Raw genomic sequence first — 14,504 nt, forward strand, 5'->3', positions numbered from 1 at the left:
ACGCGGGGCCGTGGCCCGCGCTCCGGGCAGCGGCCGGCGGGCTCCGGGCGGCGGTCGGGTGATGACGGGCGGTTGCGGTGGCGGTGACGGGCTCCCTCAGGCCGCCGCGTACGCGCAGGCCCGTTGGGCGATCGTGACCGGTACGCCCTCGACCCCCGTGAGCAGGCTTCGGCAGGCCGACACGCCGGACGGACCGTTGCTGCCGTACTGGCATGCGGTGCCGGTGATCATCGAGTTGTAGCCCTCCACCGCGAGGTAGGCCACGCAGGCGGACGGGGTGGCGTGGGCGGTCGGCGCGGCTGCGGCGAGACCGCCCAGGGTGAGCGCGAGGGTGCCGGTTGTCGCGGCGATGCGACGGGACATGCGCATGGGTCACCTGCTTCTTTCGGTCACGGACACGAACAAAGCGGCGCCGCCCGCGCGTTCGGGCGGCCGACACGGACCGACCCCACACCGGTCCGCCCGCCACCGTAGGGCGATCCCCGGGTCCGGACAAGCCTCGTGAACGTGCCCCGGGTCGACCGAAATCCGCGCCGCGCTCGCCTGGTTCGCCTCGTTCACCCCGTTCGCCTCATCCGCCCACGTCACGTCCTTCGCGTACTTCCCGGGAAGCACGCGTGCGCGGCCGGCATGCCTCCCACGGAGGCCGCGGAAAGCCTCCTCGGGTCGGACGCGGGGACCATGGCCCGCGGGCGAGAGTTGTCCGGGCTAGGAACAACCACGCGGGGCGCCCGATCCGAGAGGGAAGGCGCTTCCATCCACCAACGGGGCGCACGCTTTGGACCACGCGACAACCGACGACAAGACGGGCAACGACCCGAATCACGACCAGGAACGGGGTGCGGACGACCATGAGGCAGACGAGCACGAAGCGAACGAGCGGGAAGCAAACAAGCACGAGGCGAACGAGCACAAGGCGATCGACCACGAGGCGAACGACCACAGGCGCGAGGCCGATGCGCACGCGGCAGACGAGCACGGGACACACGAGCACGAGGCAGACACACATGCCGCCGGTGGCCGATCCGCAGTGGCCGACGCGGATCCCGAGGCCGCCGACACCGCCGTGGCGGTCCCCGACGAAGGCGGCAACGGGGGCGAGGGCCGGGAGGACGAGGACGGCCGGGAGGACGATCAGGCCGCCGCCCCGACCGGAGCGGGCCGAGGAGGCGGATCCGGCGCAGCGGCCGAGGAATCCGCAACTCCCGTCCCGGACAAGCCGCCACGGTCGCGGCTGCGGCGCTGGACCCGCCGAATCGCGCTGACCTGTGCCATGACGCTGGTCGCCGTGACGATCGCGTCCTTCACGTACAACACGTTCACCGACGACCGCGCCGCACCACCCTCGGGGCTGACCTACGTACAGGCGGCCGACATACGCACGCGCTACCGGACGTGGGGCACGTCCGGGTCGCCGGTCGTCCTGGTGCACGGTGCCTTCGAATCGGTCGACACGTGGTCGCGGCTGGCTCCGCTGCTGGCGCGCAACCATCGGGTCTATGCGCTCGACCTCACCGGCTACGGGTACAGCGAACGGCGCGGCCCGTACACGGTCGACCACCTGACCCGCCAACTCCTGGGCTTCCTCGACGCCATGCATCTGGGCGGTCCGGACGAACGGCCGGTGCTGGTGGGGCACTCCAGCGGCGCGGCGATGGTCGCCGAGGCCACGCTGCGCGCGCCCGAGCGGATCGGCGGCGTGATGCTCCTGGACGGCGACGCGCTCGACACCGGCGCCGGCCCCCCGGCCGCGCTCGAATACGTGCTCATCGATCCGTTCCGCACCAGCCTGCTGCGGATCGGACTCGGCACGGACTGGCTGATCCGCAAGGTCTACGGCGCACAATGCGGCCCCGGGTGTCCCAGGCTCGACAAGGCCGGTGTCGACGAATGGCGGCGCCCCTTCCGGGTGGCGGGTGCCGAGGGCGCGCTGTGGAGCATGCTCGGTGAGGGCGTACTGGGCATCTCCGCCGAGCGGTTGGCCCGCCTGCACGACGTGCAGGTGCCCAAGTCGGTGGTCTTCGGCGCCGACGACGATGTCTTCGACGACGACACCCCCGTCGACACCGCCACCCGCATCGGCGCGCCGGCGCCGACCATGATCCCCAAGTCCCGGCATCTGCCCATGATTTCCGCTCCCGCAGCAGTCGCCTCCGCCGTCGACGCGCTGATACCCCCACCACCCGCCATACCCGTCACACCCGCCGGTCCCTCCGGTTGAGCCCCGGGCGGCGGCGACGGCGCCCCGCGCCGGCCTCGGGGTGCCCGCCCGCGATCGAATGTCGCATGCAATGGGGACGAAAGCATCGGCCCGGTTGTCCGATCCCGGACCCGCTTATACGTTCCATGGATGCACGCCAGGACGCGAACTGATCCCAGCGCGTCACCAGTTGGAAGGCAGGAGTGGCCGACGATGGTTCAGGTGGACACGACGGTTCCGCATTCGGCTCGGATGTACGACTACGTCCTGGGCGGCAAGGACAACTACCTCGCCGACCGCGAAGCGGCCGAGGAAGCCCTGAAGGTGTGGCCCGAGCTGTGGACGAGCATGCGGGTCAACCGGGCGGTGATGCGGCGGATGGCGCACTGGCTGGTCACCGAGGGCGGCATCCGCCAGTTCCTCGACATCGGTACCGGCATCCCCACGTCGCCGAATCTGCACGAGGTCGTGCAGGACGCCGCGCCCGAGTCGCACGTGGTGTACGTGGACAACGACCCCATCGTGCTCGTGCACGCGCGCGCCCTGCTCTCCAGCTCCCCGGAGGGCCGAACCGCCTACGTCGAGGCCGACATGCGCGATCCCGACCGGTTGTTCTCGACCCCCGAGCTGCGCGAGACCCTGGACCTCGACCAACCGGTGGGGGTGACGGTGATCGCGATGTTGCAGTTCGTCGAGGACGCCGCCGGGCTGATCGAGAAGTTGACGGCGCCGCTCGCGCCGGGCAGCTACCTGGCGATAACCGCGGCGACGGCGGACCTGGCGGTCGGCTCCACCGCGCTGGCCGAGGTGTACACGCGCCGGGGCGTACCGATGTACCTGCGCTCCCGCAGCGAGTTGGAGGCCCTGTTCGCCGAGCGGTGCGACCTCATCGAACCGGGCGTGGTCCCGATGCAGCACTGGCGCCCCACCGCCGACGAGCCACCGGTCGGCGTCGAGCACACCAACATGTTCGCCGGCATCGGCCGCATCCGCTGACCCGCGTGCCGCCGCCCGCGACCGAGCGATCGACACGACCGATTCGGCGGCGTCCAAGCGGTGCCCGAGCCCGACCGAGCCCGACCGCGCCCCACCGAGCCGGACCGAGCCCGGTCGGGGTGCGGCCCGAGCGCATCGGCAAGACGACCGCGGCCGACCACACCCGGGCGCGCCGCGTGCCGGCGGTGGGCCCGGAATGGGTCGGTTCGGTGGTGTGTTCCGGCGATGGAATCATGGAGGGAACGCTAAGGAGTCGATCGCATGGGATTCATGGTGTGGCCGTGCACGCTCGGTAGCCGAAGCGTCCTCGAGCGGGCGGAGCACGTACTGATCGGGCTCAGCCCCTGGAACAGCTACTACAAGCCCCGCAGGGTCGAGGCCCTGGTGCAGTGGGCCTGCGCGAACTTCGTCAGGGTCGACGTCTTCGTCCCCGGGGACGAGGCCGCGCATACGCTGACCGCGGCCGGCGTCCAGCCCTCGGAGGCGGTCCGCCGCGCCAGGTACGCCGTCGGCCGGTTGCGCAGCCCCGCGCGACGCGGCCTGCGCAACGCGGGTGTGGCCGACCCGGAACACCATCTGCACACCTGGACGCAGTTGTCCGAACGCCCCGCGTACCAGCACTCGCTGAAGCGCGTGCGCGACGCCTACCACACCGACCAGGCGGTGCGCGACGCCTGTCGCCGCACCGCGCGCGGAGCGGTCCGGCGGGTCGCCGGGCAGGAGCCGACCGAGGAGCAGATAGACCACGCCGTGGGCTACGCCCTCGCCGAGTTGCCGCTGGTCCTGGACGGGCCGGCGATATTCGGGACCGCGTCGTCCCTGTTCGTCTACCACCGCGAGATGGATCTCCTGACGCCGTTCATCAACGGCGAGTCCGCCCGGCTTCGTCCTGCCCCCGGCCAGGGATACGCCGTGGTACGGCCGCCCGACCAGGACGCCACGCCCGCGTCGCTCTCCCGGCCGTGGCCCGAGGGCCGAGCCGCCCCGCCGGCGGGCGACTCCACCGGCTCGCCCCCGAACCCGCTGCTCCGCCCCTGACTCCGGGGCCGGCACCGCACTTCCGCACCGCAACCGCGCTTACACCGCCGCACCACCCGTCACAGGCCCGTAGCGCGCTTCCCGATGCCACCCGGGCGCGGTCCCGCCGAGCCCGAGGCCGGTGTTACCCGTTTCCGGTGAACACGGCTATCAGGCCGTGCGGCATGTCGTCGCCGAAGAGGAGTTCGTGGAGCCGGGCGCCCTCGGCGACGGAGGTGGCGCTGCGCGGGAACATGGCCTGCTCGTATGCGGTGAGCGCGGCCTCGACGTCGTCGGGGTGTGCGGCGATGGCCTTGCCCGGTTCGGCACCGTCGAGCACGGCCATGTTGGCGCCTTCACCGTCCGGGGCCGAGACGTGGCCGGCGTCGCCGAGCAGGGTCACCCCCGGCACCCGATCCCAGCGATGTGCGATCGGCAGACTGTTGAGAACACGCAGGACCGGCGTGGTGTCACTGTCGGTGATCAACGCGGTGAGTTCCGGCGCCCAGCCGTCGAACTCCCGCGCTATCCGCGCGATGGCCGCGGCGGCATCGGTGAAATCGACGGTGCCGAACATCCTCGGCGCCGCCGGCCGGAATGCCGCGAACAGCGCGAGCGTCCACGCTCGCGGGCCGGACGCCCGCGCCGCCCGGGTGTCCGCGCACATGACGACGAGCGTCCACGCTCGCGGGCCCGACGCGGACCGCGGCGAGTTCCTCGACGCCGTGTCGAAGGCGTGGGAAGCCCTCGACTCCGACGACTACCCGTTCACGCGGGTCGTCGCGCACCGGATTCGCGACCACGACGATCGGGAGCAGTTCCTCGACGGGATCGCTCTCATCCTCGCCGGCATCACCGCGATCCACCCGCCCACCGCGTAACCGCCGGACTCGGGCACTGCGCCGAACCGCCCGAGTTCGGCTCGAAGTTGAACCATTCCTCCCGATCCGCCCGTTCCGATGGCATGAGACCAACGGCCCGGCGCAAGACGGGCCCTGCCCCGCCGGCGGCTCGGGAGCGGAGCCCGGCCCCGGGCCGCTCCTCCCGTCCGGCCGCCGACACACCGGTCCGCGCCGTGGCTCGGGTCTTGTTTTCCGCGGGCGTCGACAATAGATTCCGGCCGCCGCAGACAATGCGCTCGACCCGTCGGGCGTCCGCACCGAAATCGACTCTCGCCTCCCCCGGCGACCGAGAAGGGACATCCTCGTATGACGGGGGCGCGACACTGCGGCGGCCGTGCACCAGGGGGGCGACGATCGGGGTCAGGGGGACGCCGCGCGGGCAGGGGGGCGCGGAGGGGCGCGGGTCGCTACGGGTTTTGCTCGTGGTGGACGACCTGCGCATCGGCGGCGCGCAGCGGCAAGTCGCGGGATTGGCGGGCGCGTTGGCGGCCTGTGGGCACACGGTGGTGCTGGCGTGCACCGAGGACGGACCGGCCGGCGCCGAACTCGCCGCCGCGGGCGTGTCGGTCGTGGTGCTGGGCAGACGCCGGGTGGCCCGCCTGGTCAGCCCGATGCTGGCGCTGCGGATCGCGCGACTGGCCCGGGTGGGCCGATTCGACGTGGTCCACGCACACGTGCATGCCGCCACGATGGCCGCGGCCCTCGCCGGCCGCCTCGTCCGTGTCCCGGTGGTGGTGACCGAGCACAGCATGGCCTCCTGGCGCGGTCCCCTGGCCCGCGCCTACAGCCGCCCGCTGTACCGCCGGTGCGCACTGGTCCTGGCCGTCTCGGAGCAGATCGCCGACCGGCTGCGCCGGGTCGACGGGGTCCCCGCGGCGCGGGTCCGGGTGGTGGGCACCGCAGTGTTCGGCGGCACGCCGGCGGCGCCCGCGTACCGGCGCGATGCGCCCGTGACGGTCGGGGTGGTCGGTCGGTTGGAGCCGGAGAAGGGGGTGGAGTTCTTCCTGCGCGCCGCCGCCCGGCTCGTGGATCGGCATCCCGGGGTGGCCTTCACCGTCGTGGGCGACGGCCGACTGCGCGAAGAACTGCACTCGCTGGCACGGCACTTGGGGCTCGGTGACCGGGTGCGCTTCCGGGGAATGCGGACGGACGGCCCGGCGGCGGTGGCCGCATTGGACATCCTGTGCGTGCCGTCCCTGACCGAGGGTGCCCCGCTGGTCGTCCTGGAGGCGATGGCCGCGGGCGTACCGGTGATCGCCACCACCGTCGGCGCCATCCCGCACCAATTGGGCCACGGCCATGCGGGCGTCCTGGTCGAACCCGCCGACGTGACCGCCCTGACCCGAGCCCTCGACAACCTCCTGACCCACCCGAGCGAACGCCGACGCCTGGGCCGAACCGGCCGCCGGCACCTGACCGGCCTCGCGAACGCGAACACGGTGACCGACGCGGTCTGCACGGCCTACCGCGACGCACTCCACCACCCGGGCGGCCCAAGCGGCCCGAGTCGCCCAGGCGCCCACGACGGCCACGACAGCCACGACAGCCACGACAGCCACGACAGCTGAACGAACGGGCGGACCGGCACGACGATACGTCCTCACCGAGCCGCCACCCCGCCCGGCGCGCCCACGCCCGACGCCCGACGGCCAGGCGGGATCCCACGCCGGCCAAGCACCACGGCCGACCCGGCCCGGAAGCGCCTCCCCGCCCCGAACCGCGCCCGCCCACCGGCCCGTTGCGAGAACGTACCGGCCGCTGCCGTGCGCGGCCGGCCTATTCGACCCGAGCCGACACGTGCGAGTCGCGGTCGGGCAGGTGGATGTCGTCCACGGCCACGTTCACCTCGACCACTTCAAGACCGGTCATCCGCTCGACGGTGTCGATGACGTGCCCGCGCACCGCCTCGCCCAGTTCGGCAATCGGCACGCCGTACTCCACCACCAGGTTCAGATCGATGGCGCACTGCCGCTCCCCGACCTCGACACTCACGCCGTGTGCCACGTTCGGCCGACCGCCCGGAACCCGCTGCCGCACCGCATCCAACGCTCGCGTCACCGAACCGCCCAGCGCGTACACACCCTCGATCTCCCGGGCGGCCACCCCGGTGATCTTCGCGACCACGCCGTCGGCGATCGCGGTACGACCACGCGTTCCCGCGGCCTGCGACACCGGTTGCGGCGAACGATCCGGCCCACCCGGCACGAGTTGCGCCCCATCGCCGGCATACGGCGACACCGCCACCGTGTCCGTCACGTCCCTCGGATCAACCATCACACGCGACCCTTCCTCGGCTTCGGCCCGCACCCACCGTTCACAGGCACTGTGCCCGGCCGTCTGCCCGACACAGCCATGCTCAACCCTGCCGACGGGGATCATCCCGGTTTCGCCCAACTCCATTGCAGTACCGCCGACTTGCCCACACGCACGGCGGGCCCGACCGGCGCGGGTGGACGCGTCGGTCGGGCCCGGTGCCGTGCCGGCTCGTCTACCGGGCGACCCACGGGACGTTGCCCGTGTTGCCCGTGCGGCCGTTCTCGGTGCAGTGGGCGGGCGGCGTGCCGCCGTACACGTACTGGACGAAGTCGCGCAGGTCGTTGCGCCAGTAGTCCCAGCTGTGTTCGCCGGGGCCCGTGCAATAGCGGGGCGTGAACGAGGTGCCGATGACCGTGCGCAGTTGGTCGTTCCACGTCTTGATGTCGGACTCGCCCTGGCCGCTGGGCACGCCCTGGCCGTTGGCGCCGCCGGAGTACATCGCGAACTTGCCCGCGTATCCCGCGTACTTGCCCGCCGCGGCCATGCCCACCGGGGTGATCGCCGCCCAGTTCGCGTGCGGCCCGTAGACCGCTTCGGCGCGCTCCAACGGACTGCCGAAGACCCGGTAGTTCGGATCGGCCAGACCGTTCCAGGAGGTCGCCGCCCCGTATCCGAGCATCGAGTCGGCCACCCGGTTCAAGGCGCGGTCGTCGGCCAGCGTGGTGCCGCCCGAGAACGCCCCGACGGCCGAGAACTGGTCCCGCAGGTCGGCGGCGTAGCGCAGCGCGCCCAGTCCGCCCATCGACACACCCGCGATCGCGCGTCCCGAGCGGTTGTCGACGGTATTGAAGTTCGCGTCGATCCAGGGCACCAACTGCCGCATGTGGAAGGTCTCCCACAGCGGCGCGAAGTTGCCCTGGGTGTGTCCCGCCCAGTCCGTGTACCAACCGGCCTTGCCGCCCTCGGGCATGACCACGATGCCCTTGAACGTGCGCCGGTCGATCGTGTTCAGGATGTCGCCCGCGTCGGACTTGGACCACTGCTCGAAGTCCCCGAATCCGCCGTGCAGCAGGTAGAGCACCGGATACGCCTTGGCCGGGTCGGTCACGTAGTCGTCGGGCAGCCAGATCCGCACCTTGACCGGCACGGCGACCGGGTCGATCGAGGGCGTGCCGCCGCGCGGCTGCATGATCGCCGAGGTGGTCATCGTGGCGTCGAACATCCTGCGGTCGCTGAGCAGGTTCGAGTTCGTCCACTGGGTGAGCGTGATGCCGTGCGAGTTCGCCGCGGGCAACGGCGGAGCCGGCGGCGGTGGGAAGGCCAGGGCCCGGGTCGGTAGGCCCAGCACGGCCACCATCAGCGCCGCCGCGACCGCGAACACGGTCACCACGCGGCGTGCGCCTCGGCGGCTTCGTCCCGGTGCGTGTGTTCCGTTCGTTCTGCCTGTGCCATCCACGGATACCCCCGACGCCTTTCGCCGTATCGATGTGCCCGCACGCGGGCCCGACCTGGCGCAACCCTGGCCGAGCCGGCGCGGACTGTCGTCCCGCACGCGGTGGACATCGCGGGTAGACCTGCGCGGTAGCACCCGACCCGATCTCCGCCGACCGCGGTACGGCAACAAGCGGCGGGCGGCGAACCCCCTGCCTCGCGCCCGAGCACGGCGTTGCCCTCACGCCCGCGTCAATGTCTACGGTCGTGGACATGCGGCGCCGAGACCGAGCCCGACCGTCACCGCCCCGGCCCCATCGACCCGCCTGTCCCTCCCGGCACCCTTCCGGCACCCGAACGATTCGAGGTCGTGCATGCCCTCCCTGCTGCACCTGGACGCCAGCATCCGCCACAGCGGCTCGGTGTCCCGCGAACTGTCCGCCCACTTCGCCACGCGCTGGCGCGAGACCCACCCCGACGGTGGCTACACCCACCGCGACCTGGCCGCCGAGCCCGTTCCGCACATCACCCACGAGGTCCGCGAAGCGCTGCTCGATCCCGGCCGCGGGCACGGCGAGCCGCCGCAGGAACGAGCCCTGACCGAGGCCCTGAACGCCGAACTGCGCGCGGCGGACACCGTCGTGCTGGGCGTGCCGATGTACAACTACTCGATCCCGTCGACGGTCAAGGCCTGGCTGGACCGCGTCGTGACCCCGGCCACCATGGTCACGCCCGACGGCGACCCCGGTCCGCTGGCGGGCACGTCCGTCGTGGTGGTCACCAGCAGGGGCGGGTCCTACGCTCCCGGCACGCCGCGCGCGGGCTGGGATCACCAGGAACCGTACCTGCGTGCCGTCCTGAGCTCGATCGGCCTCGCGGACGACCTGGAGTTCGTGCACGCCGAACTGACCCTGGCCGCAGTCGTCCCGGCGATGTCCGCCCTCAAGCCGCTGGCCGAGAAGTCGCTGAACCAGGCATACGAGACACTCGAAGCACTGGCCACCCGCACCCGATGACAGAATTCGATACATGACGCAGCAGAATCCGACGGATTCCATACCGAATGTCGAGGCGAACGGTCCGCTGGTCGTGGTCGCGGCGGCAATCGTGCACGCGCGGCGCCTCATGGTGGTGAGCAAGAAGGCGGCACCGGACCTGTTCTATCTGCCCGGCGGCAAACCCGACCCGGGCGAGAGCCCGCTGGAGACGCTGCGGCGCGAACTCGACGAGGAACTGGGTGCGCGGCTCGTGGACCCCCGATTCCTGGCCGCCGTCGATTCCGTCGCCGTCCTGGAGGGTCTGCCGATGCGGCTGACGGTCTTCGCGACGCGCCTGGACCGCGAGCCGGTCCCGGCGGCCGAACTGGCCGAACTGCGCTGGACCTCCGGCCGGGACGACGACCTCCGGCTCGCTCCGGCGGTCACCGATCACGTCCTGCCCCTGCTGCGCCGCACCGGCGCACTCGCGGCCTGACCGGTCCGCCGACCGCGCGACCATCGCGGCGCTTCGACGGGTGTCACGACGGCACGCACCCGCCCGCGACGCACCGGTGCCTCGGTCGCGGCGGGTGGGCGCGGCATCGATCCGAGGGGCTGCGATACCGTCGATCGATGATCGATACACAGTGGGACATCCTGCTCCTCGGCGGCGCCTCGGGTCTGGGCAAGAGTCGGGCGGCGGCCGAACTGGCGCGGGAGTCAGGGGCGTTCGTGGTGGAGTTCGACGACGTGGTCGGCGCGGTCCAGGCCATCACCGACGCGGGGACCCACCCCGACCTCCACCACTTCGATCGGTTTCCCGACTCCGCGCGGCCGAGCCCCGATCGGGAGTTGCAATTCCAGATCGCCACCGCCATCGCGCTGGAGCCCGCCGTCGTCGGCGTGGTCGACAATCGGCTGACCGTCCCCGTACCGGCCGTCGTGGAGGGCGACTACATCACCCCGGCCGCCGCCGCCCGGGCGATCCGCGCGGGTGCCGCCGCCGGGCGCAGCGTACGGGCGGTGTTCCTGCACGAGGACGACGTCGCCCGGGTTGTCGCCAACTACGCCGACCGCGAGCCGGAACTCGGCAGCCAGACGCAGCGCGCCGAGGTCGGTGTGCGCTACTCCCGGTGGCTCGCCGAGCAGGCCGAGCAGCACGGGCTGCCCGTGGTCGTCTGCCGCCCCTGGCACACCCTCACCACACGCATCACGCAGGCCACCGTCCCACGCAGCAGGTCGGCGGTCGGGCGCGGCTGACCTGCGGCACCGGGCTCAGCCGGGGCAGCGGGAAAACGGCAGAGCCCCCCGTGCGGCGCACCACCGCCCGTGCTCCCGCTGCGTCCACCGGCCCCGCTGCCATGGCCCCCCGCCCCGCGTTCCGCCGCGGCCCTGTGGTGCCTGCCGGGTCGATCACCCGTCACCTCATGGACGCACGGGCCGCCATCGGTTCCCGACGGATCGGGGCCGCCCACCCCGGCCCCGGGCGGATCAGCCGCCGTTCACCGTCACCTTCGAGACGGCGCCGGCCGAGAGTTGCCATCGGGCCACGATGCGCTGATAGTCACCGCCGGCCAGCAGGCGCTCCAGTGCCTGCCGGATTGCGTCGCACAGTTGCGTGTCGGTCTTGCGGAAGGCGATTCCGTACGGCTCGGCGTCGATCTGTTGTCCACGACCTGGAGGCCGCCGGCCGAGTTCTGCGCGGCGTACACGGCGGCGGGATAGTCGAACAGACCCGCGTCGGCCTCGCCCCGGCGGATCCGCGGCCAACTCCGCGTGCACCGTCTTGACCGCCACCAACCGCCCGCCGGGGGATCGGGCCAGGAACACCTGCCCCATCCCGCCCGCCCCCAGCCGGCCCAGCACCGCGAACGAACCGATCCACTGCGGATCCTCCGCCCCGACCGCGTCCACCACTGCCCCGACTCCCGCCCGTCGATCCGTCGCAGGCATCACCGAACGGGATCGGCGATCGGCCGCTCGGTCACCCCGATCGGGCGAACCCACGACCTCCCGCGTTACTCCGCCCGGCCCACAGTCGCCCGCCGCTCGACGTGCGGGCGACGGGCGCAGGCCATCGAATGTAGGGGCCAGCGTTTCCCTGCCGAGGAGTCCGACGTGAAGCCCGTCGCCCTGTCGCCGAAGGCCCGCGAAGATGCCCTGACCGCCATGGGATCCGGCCACGAACTGGACATCCTGGTCATCGGCGGGGGTGTCGTCGGCGCCGGGTGCGCACTGGACGCCGTCACCAGGGGCCTGAGCGTGGGCCTGGTCGAGGGCCGGGACTGGGCCAGCGGCACCTCCAGTCGCTCCAGCAAGCTCATCCACGGCGGGCTGCGCTACCTGGAGATGCTGGACTTCCGGCTGGTCCAGGAGGCGCTGCGCGAACGCGGCCTGCTGGTGCAACGGCTGGCCCCGCACCTGGTGCGCCCGGTGAAGTTCCTGTATCCGCTGACCCATCGCGGATGGGAGCGGCTGTACGTCGGCGCCGGCGTGCTGCTGTACGACACGATGGGCGTGACCTCCGGCAACTCCCGGGGCCTGCCGCATCACCGGCATCTGACCCGGCGCAGCGCGCTGCGCGAGGTGCCCGCGCTCAAGTCGGACGCGTTGATCGGCGCGGTGCAGTACTGGGACGCGCAGGTGGACGACGCCCGGCACACCATGACGATCACCCGCACGGCCGCCGCGTACGGCGCGCACGTGGCCAACCGGACCCGGGTCACCGGCTTCCTCCGGCAGGGCGAGCGGGTCACCGGCGCGACGGTCGTCGACGTCGAGTCGGGCCGGGTGTTCGAGGTACACGCCAAGCAGGTGATCAACGCGACCGGCGTGTGGACCGACGACACCCAGGCGATGGCCGACACCCGGGGCCAGTTCCACGTACGCGCCTCCAAGGGCGTGCACGTGCTCGTGCCCCGGGATCGGGTGAACTCGCGGTCCGGGTTGATCCTGCGCACCGAGGCCAGCGTGCTGTTCGTGATCCCATGGGGCCGGCACTGGCTGATCGGGACCACCGACACCCCCTGGGACCTGGACAAGCAGCACCCCGCGGCGAGTTCGCGCGACATCGACTACCTGCTGGAGCACGTCAACCGGGTGCTGGCCACGCCGCTGTCCCGGGACGACGTGGAGGGCGTGTACGCGGGGCTGCGACCGCTGCTGGCGGGCGACGCGGCCGAAACCAGCAAGCTGTCCCGGGAGCACCTGGTCGGCCATCCCGTCCCGGGCCTGGTGGTGATCGCCGGCGGCAAGTACACCACGTATCGTGTGATGGCCAAGGACGCCGTGGACGAGGCGGTGCGCACGCTGGACGGCCCGCACCCTGGCCCGTCGGTGACCCACGACGTGCCGCTGCTGGGCGCCGACGGATACCAGGCGCTGCGCAACCGCCGACACAGCCTGGCCCGGGCGTCCGGGTTGCACGTGGTGCGGATCGAGCACCTGCTCGCCCGGTACGGCTCGATGATCGGCGAGGTGCTCGAACTCATCGAAGGTGAGCCGGAGTTGGCCACACCATTGCCCGGCGCGGACGACTATCTGCGGGCCGAGGTGGTGTATGCGGTCACCCACGAGGGCGCACACCACCTGGACGACGTGTTGACCCGGCGCACCCGGGCCTCGATCGAGTCGTGGGATCGCGGGGTGGAGGCCGCCGAGATCGCGGCGCGGCTGATGGCCGGGCCGCTGGGTTGGGACGAGCAGCAGATCCGCAACGAGATCACGCACTACGGGAAACGGGTCGAGGCCGAACGCGACGCCCAGCAACAACCGGACGACCTCACCGCCGATGCGGCGCGGCTGGGCGCCCCCGACATCGTCCCGGCGCCGTGAGCGCGGGCGCGGCGCCGGAGACCGGGGCCCGGCGGGCGGCCCCGGGCCGGCCGCCGAGCGAGCGGTGGGAACTCGGCGGCGAGTTGGTCGCCGAATTCGTCGGCACGATGGTGCTCATCCTGTTCGGCGCCGGCGTGGTGGCCCAGGTCGCCGCGGGTGACCTGGGCGATCACGACAGCATCACGTGGGCCTGGGGCCTGGGGGTGACGTTCGGGGTGTACATCGCCGCACGCACCTCGGGCGCGCATCTGAATCCGGCGGTGACGGTGGCGCTCGCGGCCTTCCGCGGCTTCCCGTGGCGCAAGGTGGCGCCGTACGCGCTGGCCCAGACCGCGGGAGCGTTCGTCGCGGCCCTGTTGGTGCGCTGGAACTACACCGAGGTGCTGGCCCAGGCCGATCCCGGGCACACGATCAAGACCCAGACGGTCTTCTCCACGCTGCCGGGCAACGGCACGTTGCCGATCAGCGAGTGGGGTGCGCTGCGCGACCAGATCATCGGCACCGCGATCCTGCTGCTGGTGATCATGGCGTTGACGGACGTGCTCAACACGGCGCCCAAGGCCAATCTCGGCGCGCTGCTCACGGGCCTGTTGGTGGTCGCGATCGGGATGGCGTTCGGAACCGACGCCGGCTACGCGATCAACCCGGCCCGCGACTTCGGCCCGCGGCTGGCCAGTTTCCTGACCGGATACGGCGGTGCGTGGCGCGATCAGTACGGCAACCTGTACTTCTGGGTACCGATCGTCGGGCCGTTGATCGGCGGTCTGGTCGGCGCGGCGCTCTACCGCTGGCTGATCGCGCCGTTCCTGCCCACATCGGAGCAACCGGCGGGCAGAGTGGTGGAAGCCGACTGACGGCCGTACGGCACATCCGACGCCGCGCGGACAGGTC

At 72.1% G+C, this 14,504-nt stretch carries 14 protein-coding genes and 1 pseudogene; 10 read left to right on the top strand and 5 right to left on the bottom strand.

All coding sequences use genetic code 11. From position 1 onward, the window contains the following. Positions 1-96: 96 nt before the first annotated feature. Positions 97-363: a hypothetical protein gene (locus ACZOOI_RS34020; RefSeq protein WP_465283409.1), complete on the bottom strand. Its 267-nt coding sequence runs from the start codon at positions 361-363 to the stop codon at positions 97-99. A 415-nt stretch (positions 364-778) separates the two neighbouring features. Here ACZOOI_RS34020 and ACZOOI_RS34025 point away from each other — a divergent pair, with 415 nt between their 5' ends. From ACZOOI_RS34025 to ACZOOI_RS34035, 3 genes are all read left to right on the top strand, one after another. Beyond that, a complete protein-coding gene (locus ACZOOI_RS34025) occupies positions 779-2,221 on the top strand; it encodes an alpha/beta fold hydrolase (protein ID WP_465283410.1) in 1,443 nt (480 codons plus the stop codon). A gap of 192 nt (positions 2,222-2,413) precedes the next feature. After that, positions 2,414-3,196 carry an SAM-dependent methyltransferase gene (locus ACZOOI_RS34030; protein WP_465283411.1) on the top strand — a complete coding sequence of 261 codons (783 nt, stop codon included), beginning with the start codon at positions 2,414-2,416 and terminating at the stop codon, positions 3,194-3,196. Positions 3,197-3,457: 261 nt separating this feature from the next. Continuing rightward, the gene (locus ACZOOI_RS34035; protein WP_465283412.1) at positions 3,458-4,234 is read left to right on the top strand and encodes a tRNA-dependent cyclodipeptide synthase; all 777 of its coding nucleotides are present in this window, start codon (positions 3,458-3,460) and stop codon (positions 4,232-4,234) included. A gap of 124 nt (positions 4,235-4,358) precedes the next feature. Here ACZOOI_RS34035 and ACZOOI_RS34040 read toward each other — a convergent pair. Further along, positions 4,359-4,787 (bottom strand): annotated as a pseudogene (locus ACZOOI_RS34040) (FAD-dependent oxidoreductase); the annotation flags it as partial. A 91-nt stretch (positions 4,788-4,878) separates the two neighbouring features. On the opposite strand from ACZOOI_RS34040, the gene ACZOOI_RS34045 reads away from it, so the two are divergent. Both ACZOOI_RS34045 and ACZOOI_RS34050 read left to right on the top strand, forming a co-directional pair. After that, positions 4,879-5,094 carry a hypothetical protein gene (locus tag ACZOOI_RS34045; protein WP_465283413.1) on the top strand — a complete coding sequence of 72 codons (216 nt, stop codon included), beginning with the start codon at positions 4,879-4,881 and terminating at the stop codon, positions 5,092-5,094. A gap of 443 nt (positions 5,095-5,537) precedes the next feature. Further along, entirely contained in the window at positions 5,538-6,683 is a 1,146-nt protein-coding gene (locus ACZOOI_RS34050) for a glycosyltransferase family 4 protein (protein WP_465283414.1), read from the top strand. Positions 6,684-6,891: 208 nt separating this feature from the next. Here ACZOOI_RS34050 and ACZOOI_RS34055 read toward each other — a convergent pair whose 3' ends face one another. Together ACZOOI_RS34055 and ACZOOI_RS34060 are read right to left on the bottom strand one after the other, a co-directional pair. Continuing rightward, positions 6,892-7,389, bottom strand: a complete 498-nt coding sequence (locus ACZOOI_RS34055) for an Asp23/Gls24 family envelope stress response protein (RefSeq protein WP_465283415.1) — start codon at positions 7,387-7,389, stop codon at positions 6,892-6,894. A 214-nt stretch (positions 7,390-7,603) separates the two neighbouring features. Continuing rightward, the gene (locus tag ACZOOI_RS34060; protein ID WP_465283416.1) at positions 7,604-8,761 is read right to left on the bottom strand and encodes an alpha/beta hydrolase; all 1,158 of its coding nucleotides are present in this window, start codon (positions 8,759-8,761) and stop codon (positions 7,604-7,606) included. Positions 8,762-9,176: 415 nt separating this feature from the next. Here ACZOOI_RS34060 and ACZOOI_RS34065 point away from each other — a divergent pair, with 415 nt between their 5' ends. The 3 genes from ACZOOI_RS34065 (at position 9,177) to ACZOOI_RS34075 (ending at position 11,039) form a co-directional block, all read left to right on the top strand. Continuing rightward, entirely contained in the window at positions 9,177-9,818 is a 642-nt protein-coding gene (locus ACZOOI_RS34065) for an FMN-dependent NADH-azoreductase (RefSeq protein WP_465283417.1), read from the top strand. Between the two features lie 13 nt (positions 9,819-9,831). Beyond that, positions 9,832-10,275: an NUDIX hydrolase gene (locus tag ACZOOI_RS34070; protein WP_465283418.1), complete on the top strand. Its 444-nt coding sequence runs from the start codon at positions 9,832-9,834 to the stop codon at positions 10,273-10,275. 137 nt (positions 10,276-10,412) lie between these two features. Continuing rightward, positions 10,413-11,039, top strand: a complete 627-nt coding sequence (locus ACZOOI_RS34075) for a hypothetical protein (RefSeq protein ID WP_465283419.1) — start codon at positions 10,413-10,415, stop codon at positions 11,037-11,039. Between the two features lie 231 nt (positions 11,040-11,270). On the opposite strand, the gene ACZOOI_RS34080 is transcribed toward ACZOOI_RS34075, so the two are convergent. Beyond that, positions 11,271-11,732 carry a hypothetical protein gene (locus ACZOOI_RS34080; RefSeq protein WP_465283420.1) on the bottom strand — a complete coding sequence of 154 codons (462 nt, stop codon included), beginning with the start codon at positions 11,730-11,732 and terminating at the stop codon, positions 11,271-11,273. 216 nt (positions 11,733-11,948) lie between these two features. Between ACZOOI_RS34080 and ACZOOI_RS34085 the strand changes: the two genes are divergently transcribed. Together ACZOOI_RS34085 and ACZOOI_RS34090 are read left to right on the top strand one after the other, a co-directional pair. Further along, complete coding sequence (locus ACZOOI_RS34085) at positions 11,949-13,613, top strand: glycerol-3-phosphate dehydrogenase/oxidase (RefSeq protein WP_465284097.1); 1,665 nt, start codon at positions 11,949-11,951, stop codon at positions 13,611-13,613. Next, positions 13,610-14,467, top strand: a complete 858-nt coding sequence (locus ACZOOI_RS34090; RefSeq protein WP_465283421.1) for an MIP/aquaporin family protein — start codon at positions 13,610-13,612, stop codon at positions 14,465-14,467. Before ACZOOI_RS34085 ends, ACZOOI_RS34090 begins: the two co-directional genes overlap by 4 nt. Positions 14,468-14,504 lie beyond the last annotated feature (37 nt).

The sequence above is a fragment of the Embleya sp. L77 genome, from assembly GCF_055557415.1.

Excerpts from the sequence above, each read along its gene's own strand:
- ACZOOI_RS34020 (WP_465283409.1), bottom strand. The coding sequence starts at position 363 with ATGTCCCGTCGCATCGCCGCGACAACCGGCACCCTCGCGCTCACCCTG.
- ACZOOI_RS34030 (WP_465283411.1), top strand. The coding sequence starts at position 2,414 with ATGGTTCAGGTGGACACGACGGTTCCGCATTCGGCTCGGATGTACGAC.
- ACZOOI_RS34035 (WP_465283412.1), top strand. The coding sequence starts at position 3,458 with ATGGGATTCATGGTGTGGCCGTGCACGCTCGGTAGCCGAAGCGTCCTC.
- ACZOOI_RS34045 (WP_465283413.1), top strand. The coding sequence starts at position 4,879 with ATGACGACGAGCGTCCACGCTCGCGGGCCCGACGCGGACCGCGGCGAG.
- ACZOOI_RS34055 (WP_465283415.1), bottom strand. The coding sequence starts at position 7,389 with ATGGTTGATCCGAGGGACGTGACGGACACGGTGGCGGTGTCGCCGTAT.
- ACZOOI_RS34065 (WP_465283417.1), top strand. The coding sequence starts at position 9,177 with ATGCCCTCCCTGCTGCACCTGGACGCCAGCATCCGCCACAGCGGCTCG.
- ACZOOI_RS34070 (WP_465283418.1), top strand. The coding sequence starts at position 9,832 with ATGACGCAGCAGAATCCGACGGATTCCATACCGAATGTCGAGGCGAAC.
- ACZOOI_RS34075 (WP_465283419.1), top strand. The coding sequence starts at position 10,413 with ATGATCGATACACAGTGGGACATCCTGCTCCTCGGCGGCGCCTCGGGT.
- ACZOOI_RS34080 (WP_465283420.1), bottom strand. The coding sequence starts at position 11,732 with ATGCCTGCGACGGATCGACGGGCGGGAGTCGGGGCAGTGGTGGACGCG.
- ACZOOI_RS34085 (WP_465284097.1), top strand. The coding sequence starts at position 11,949 with ATGGGATCCGGCCACGAACTGGACATCCTGGTCATCGGCGGGGGTGTC.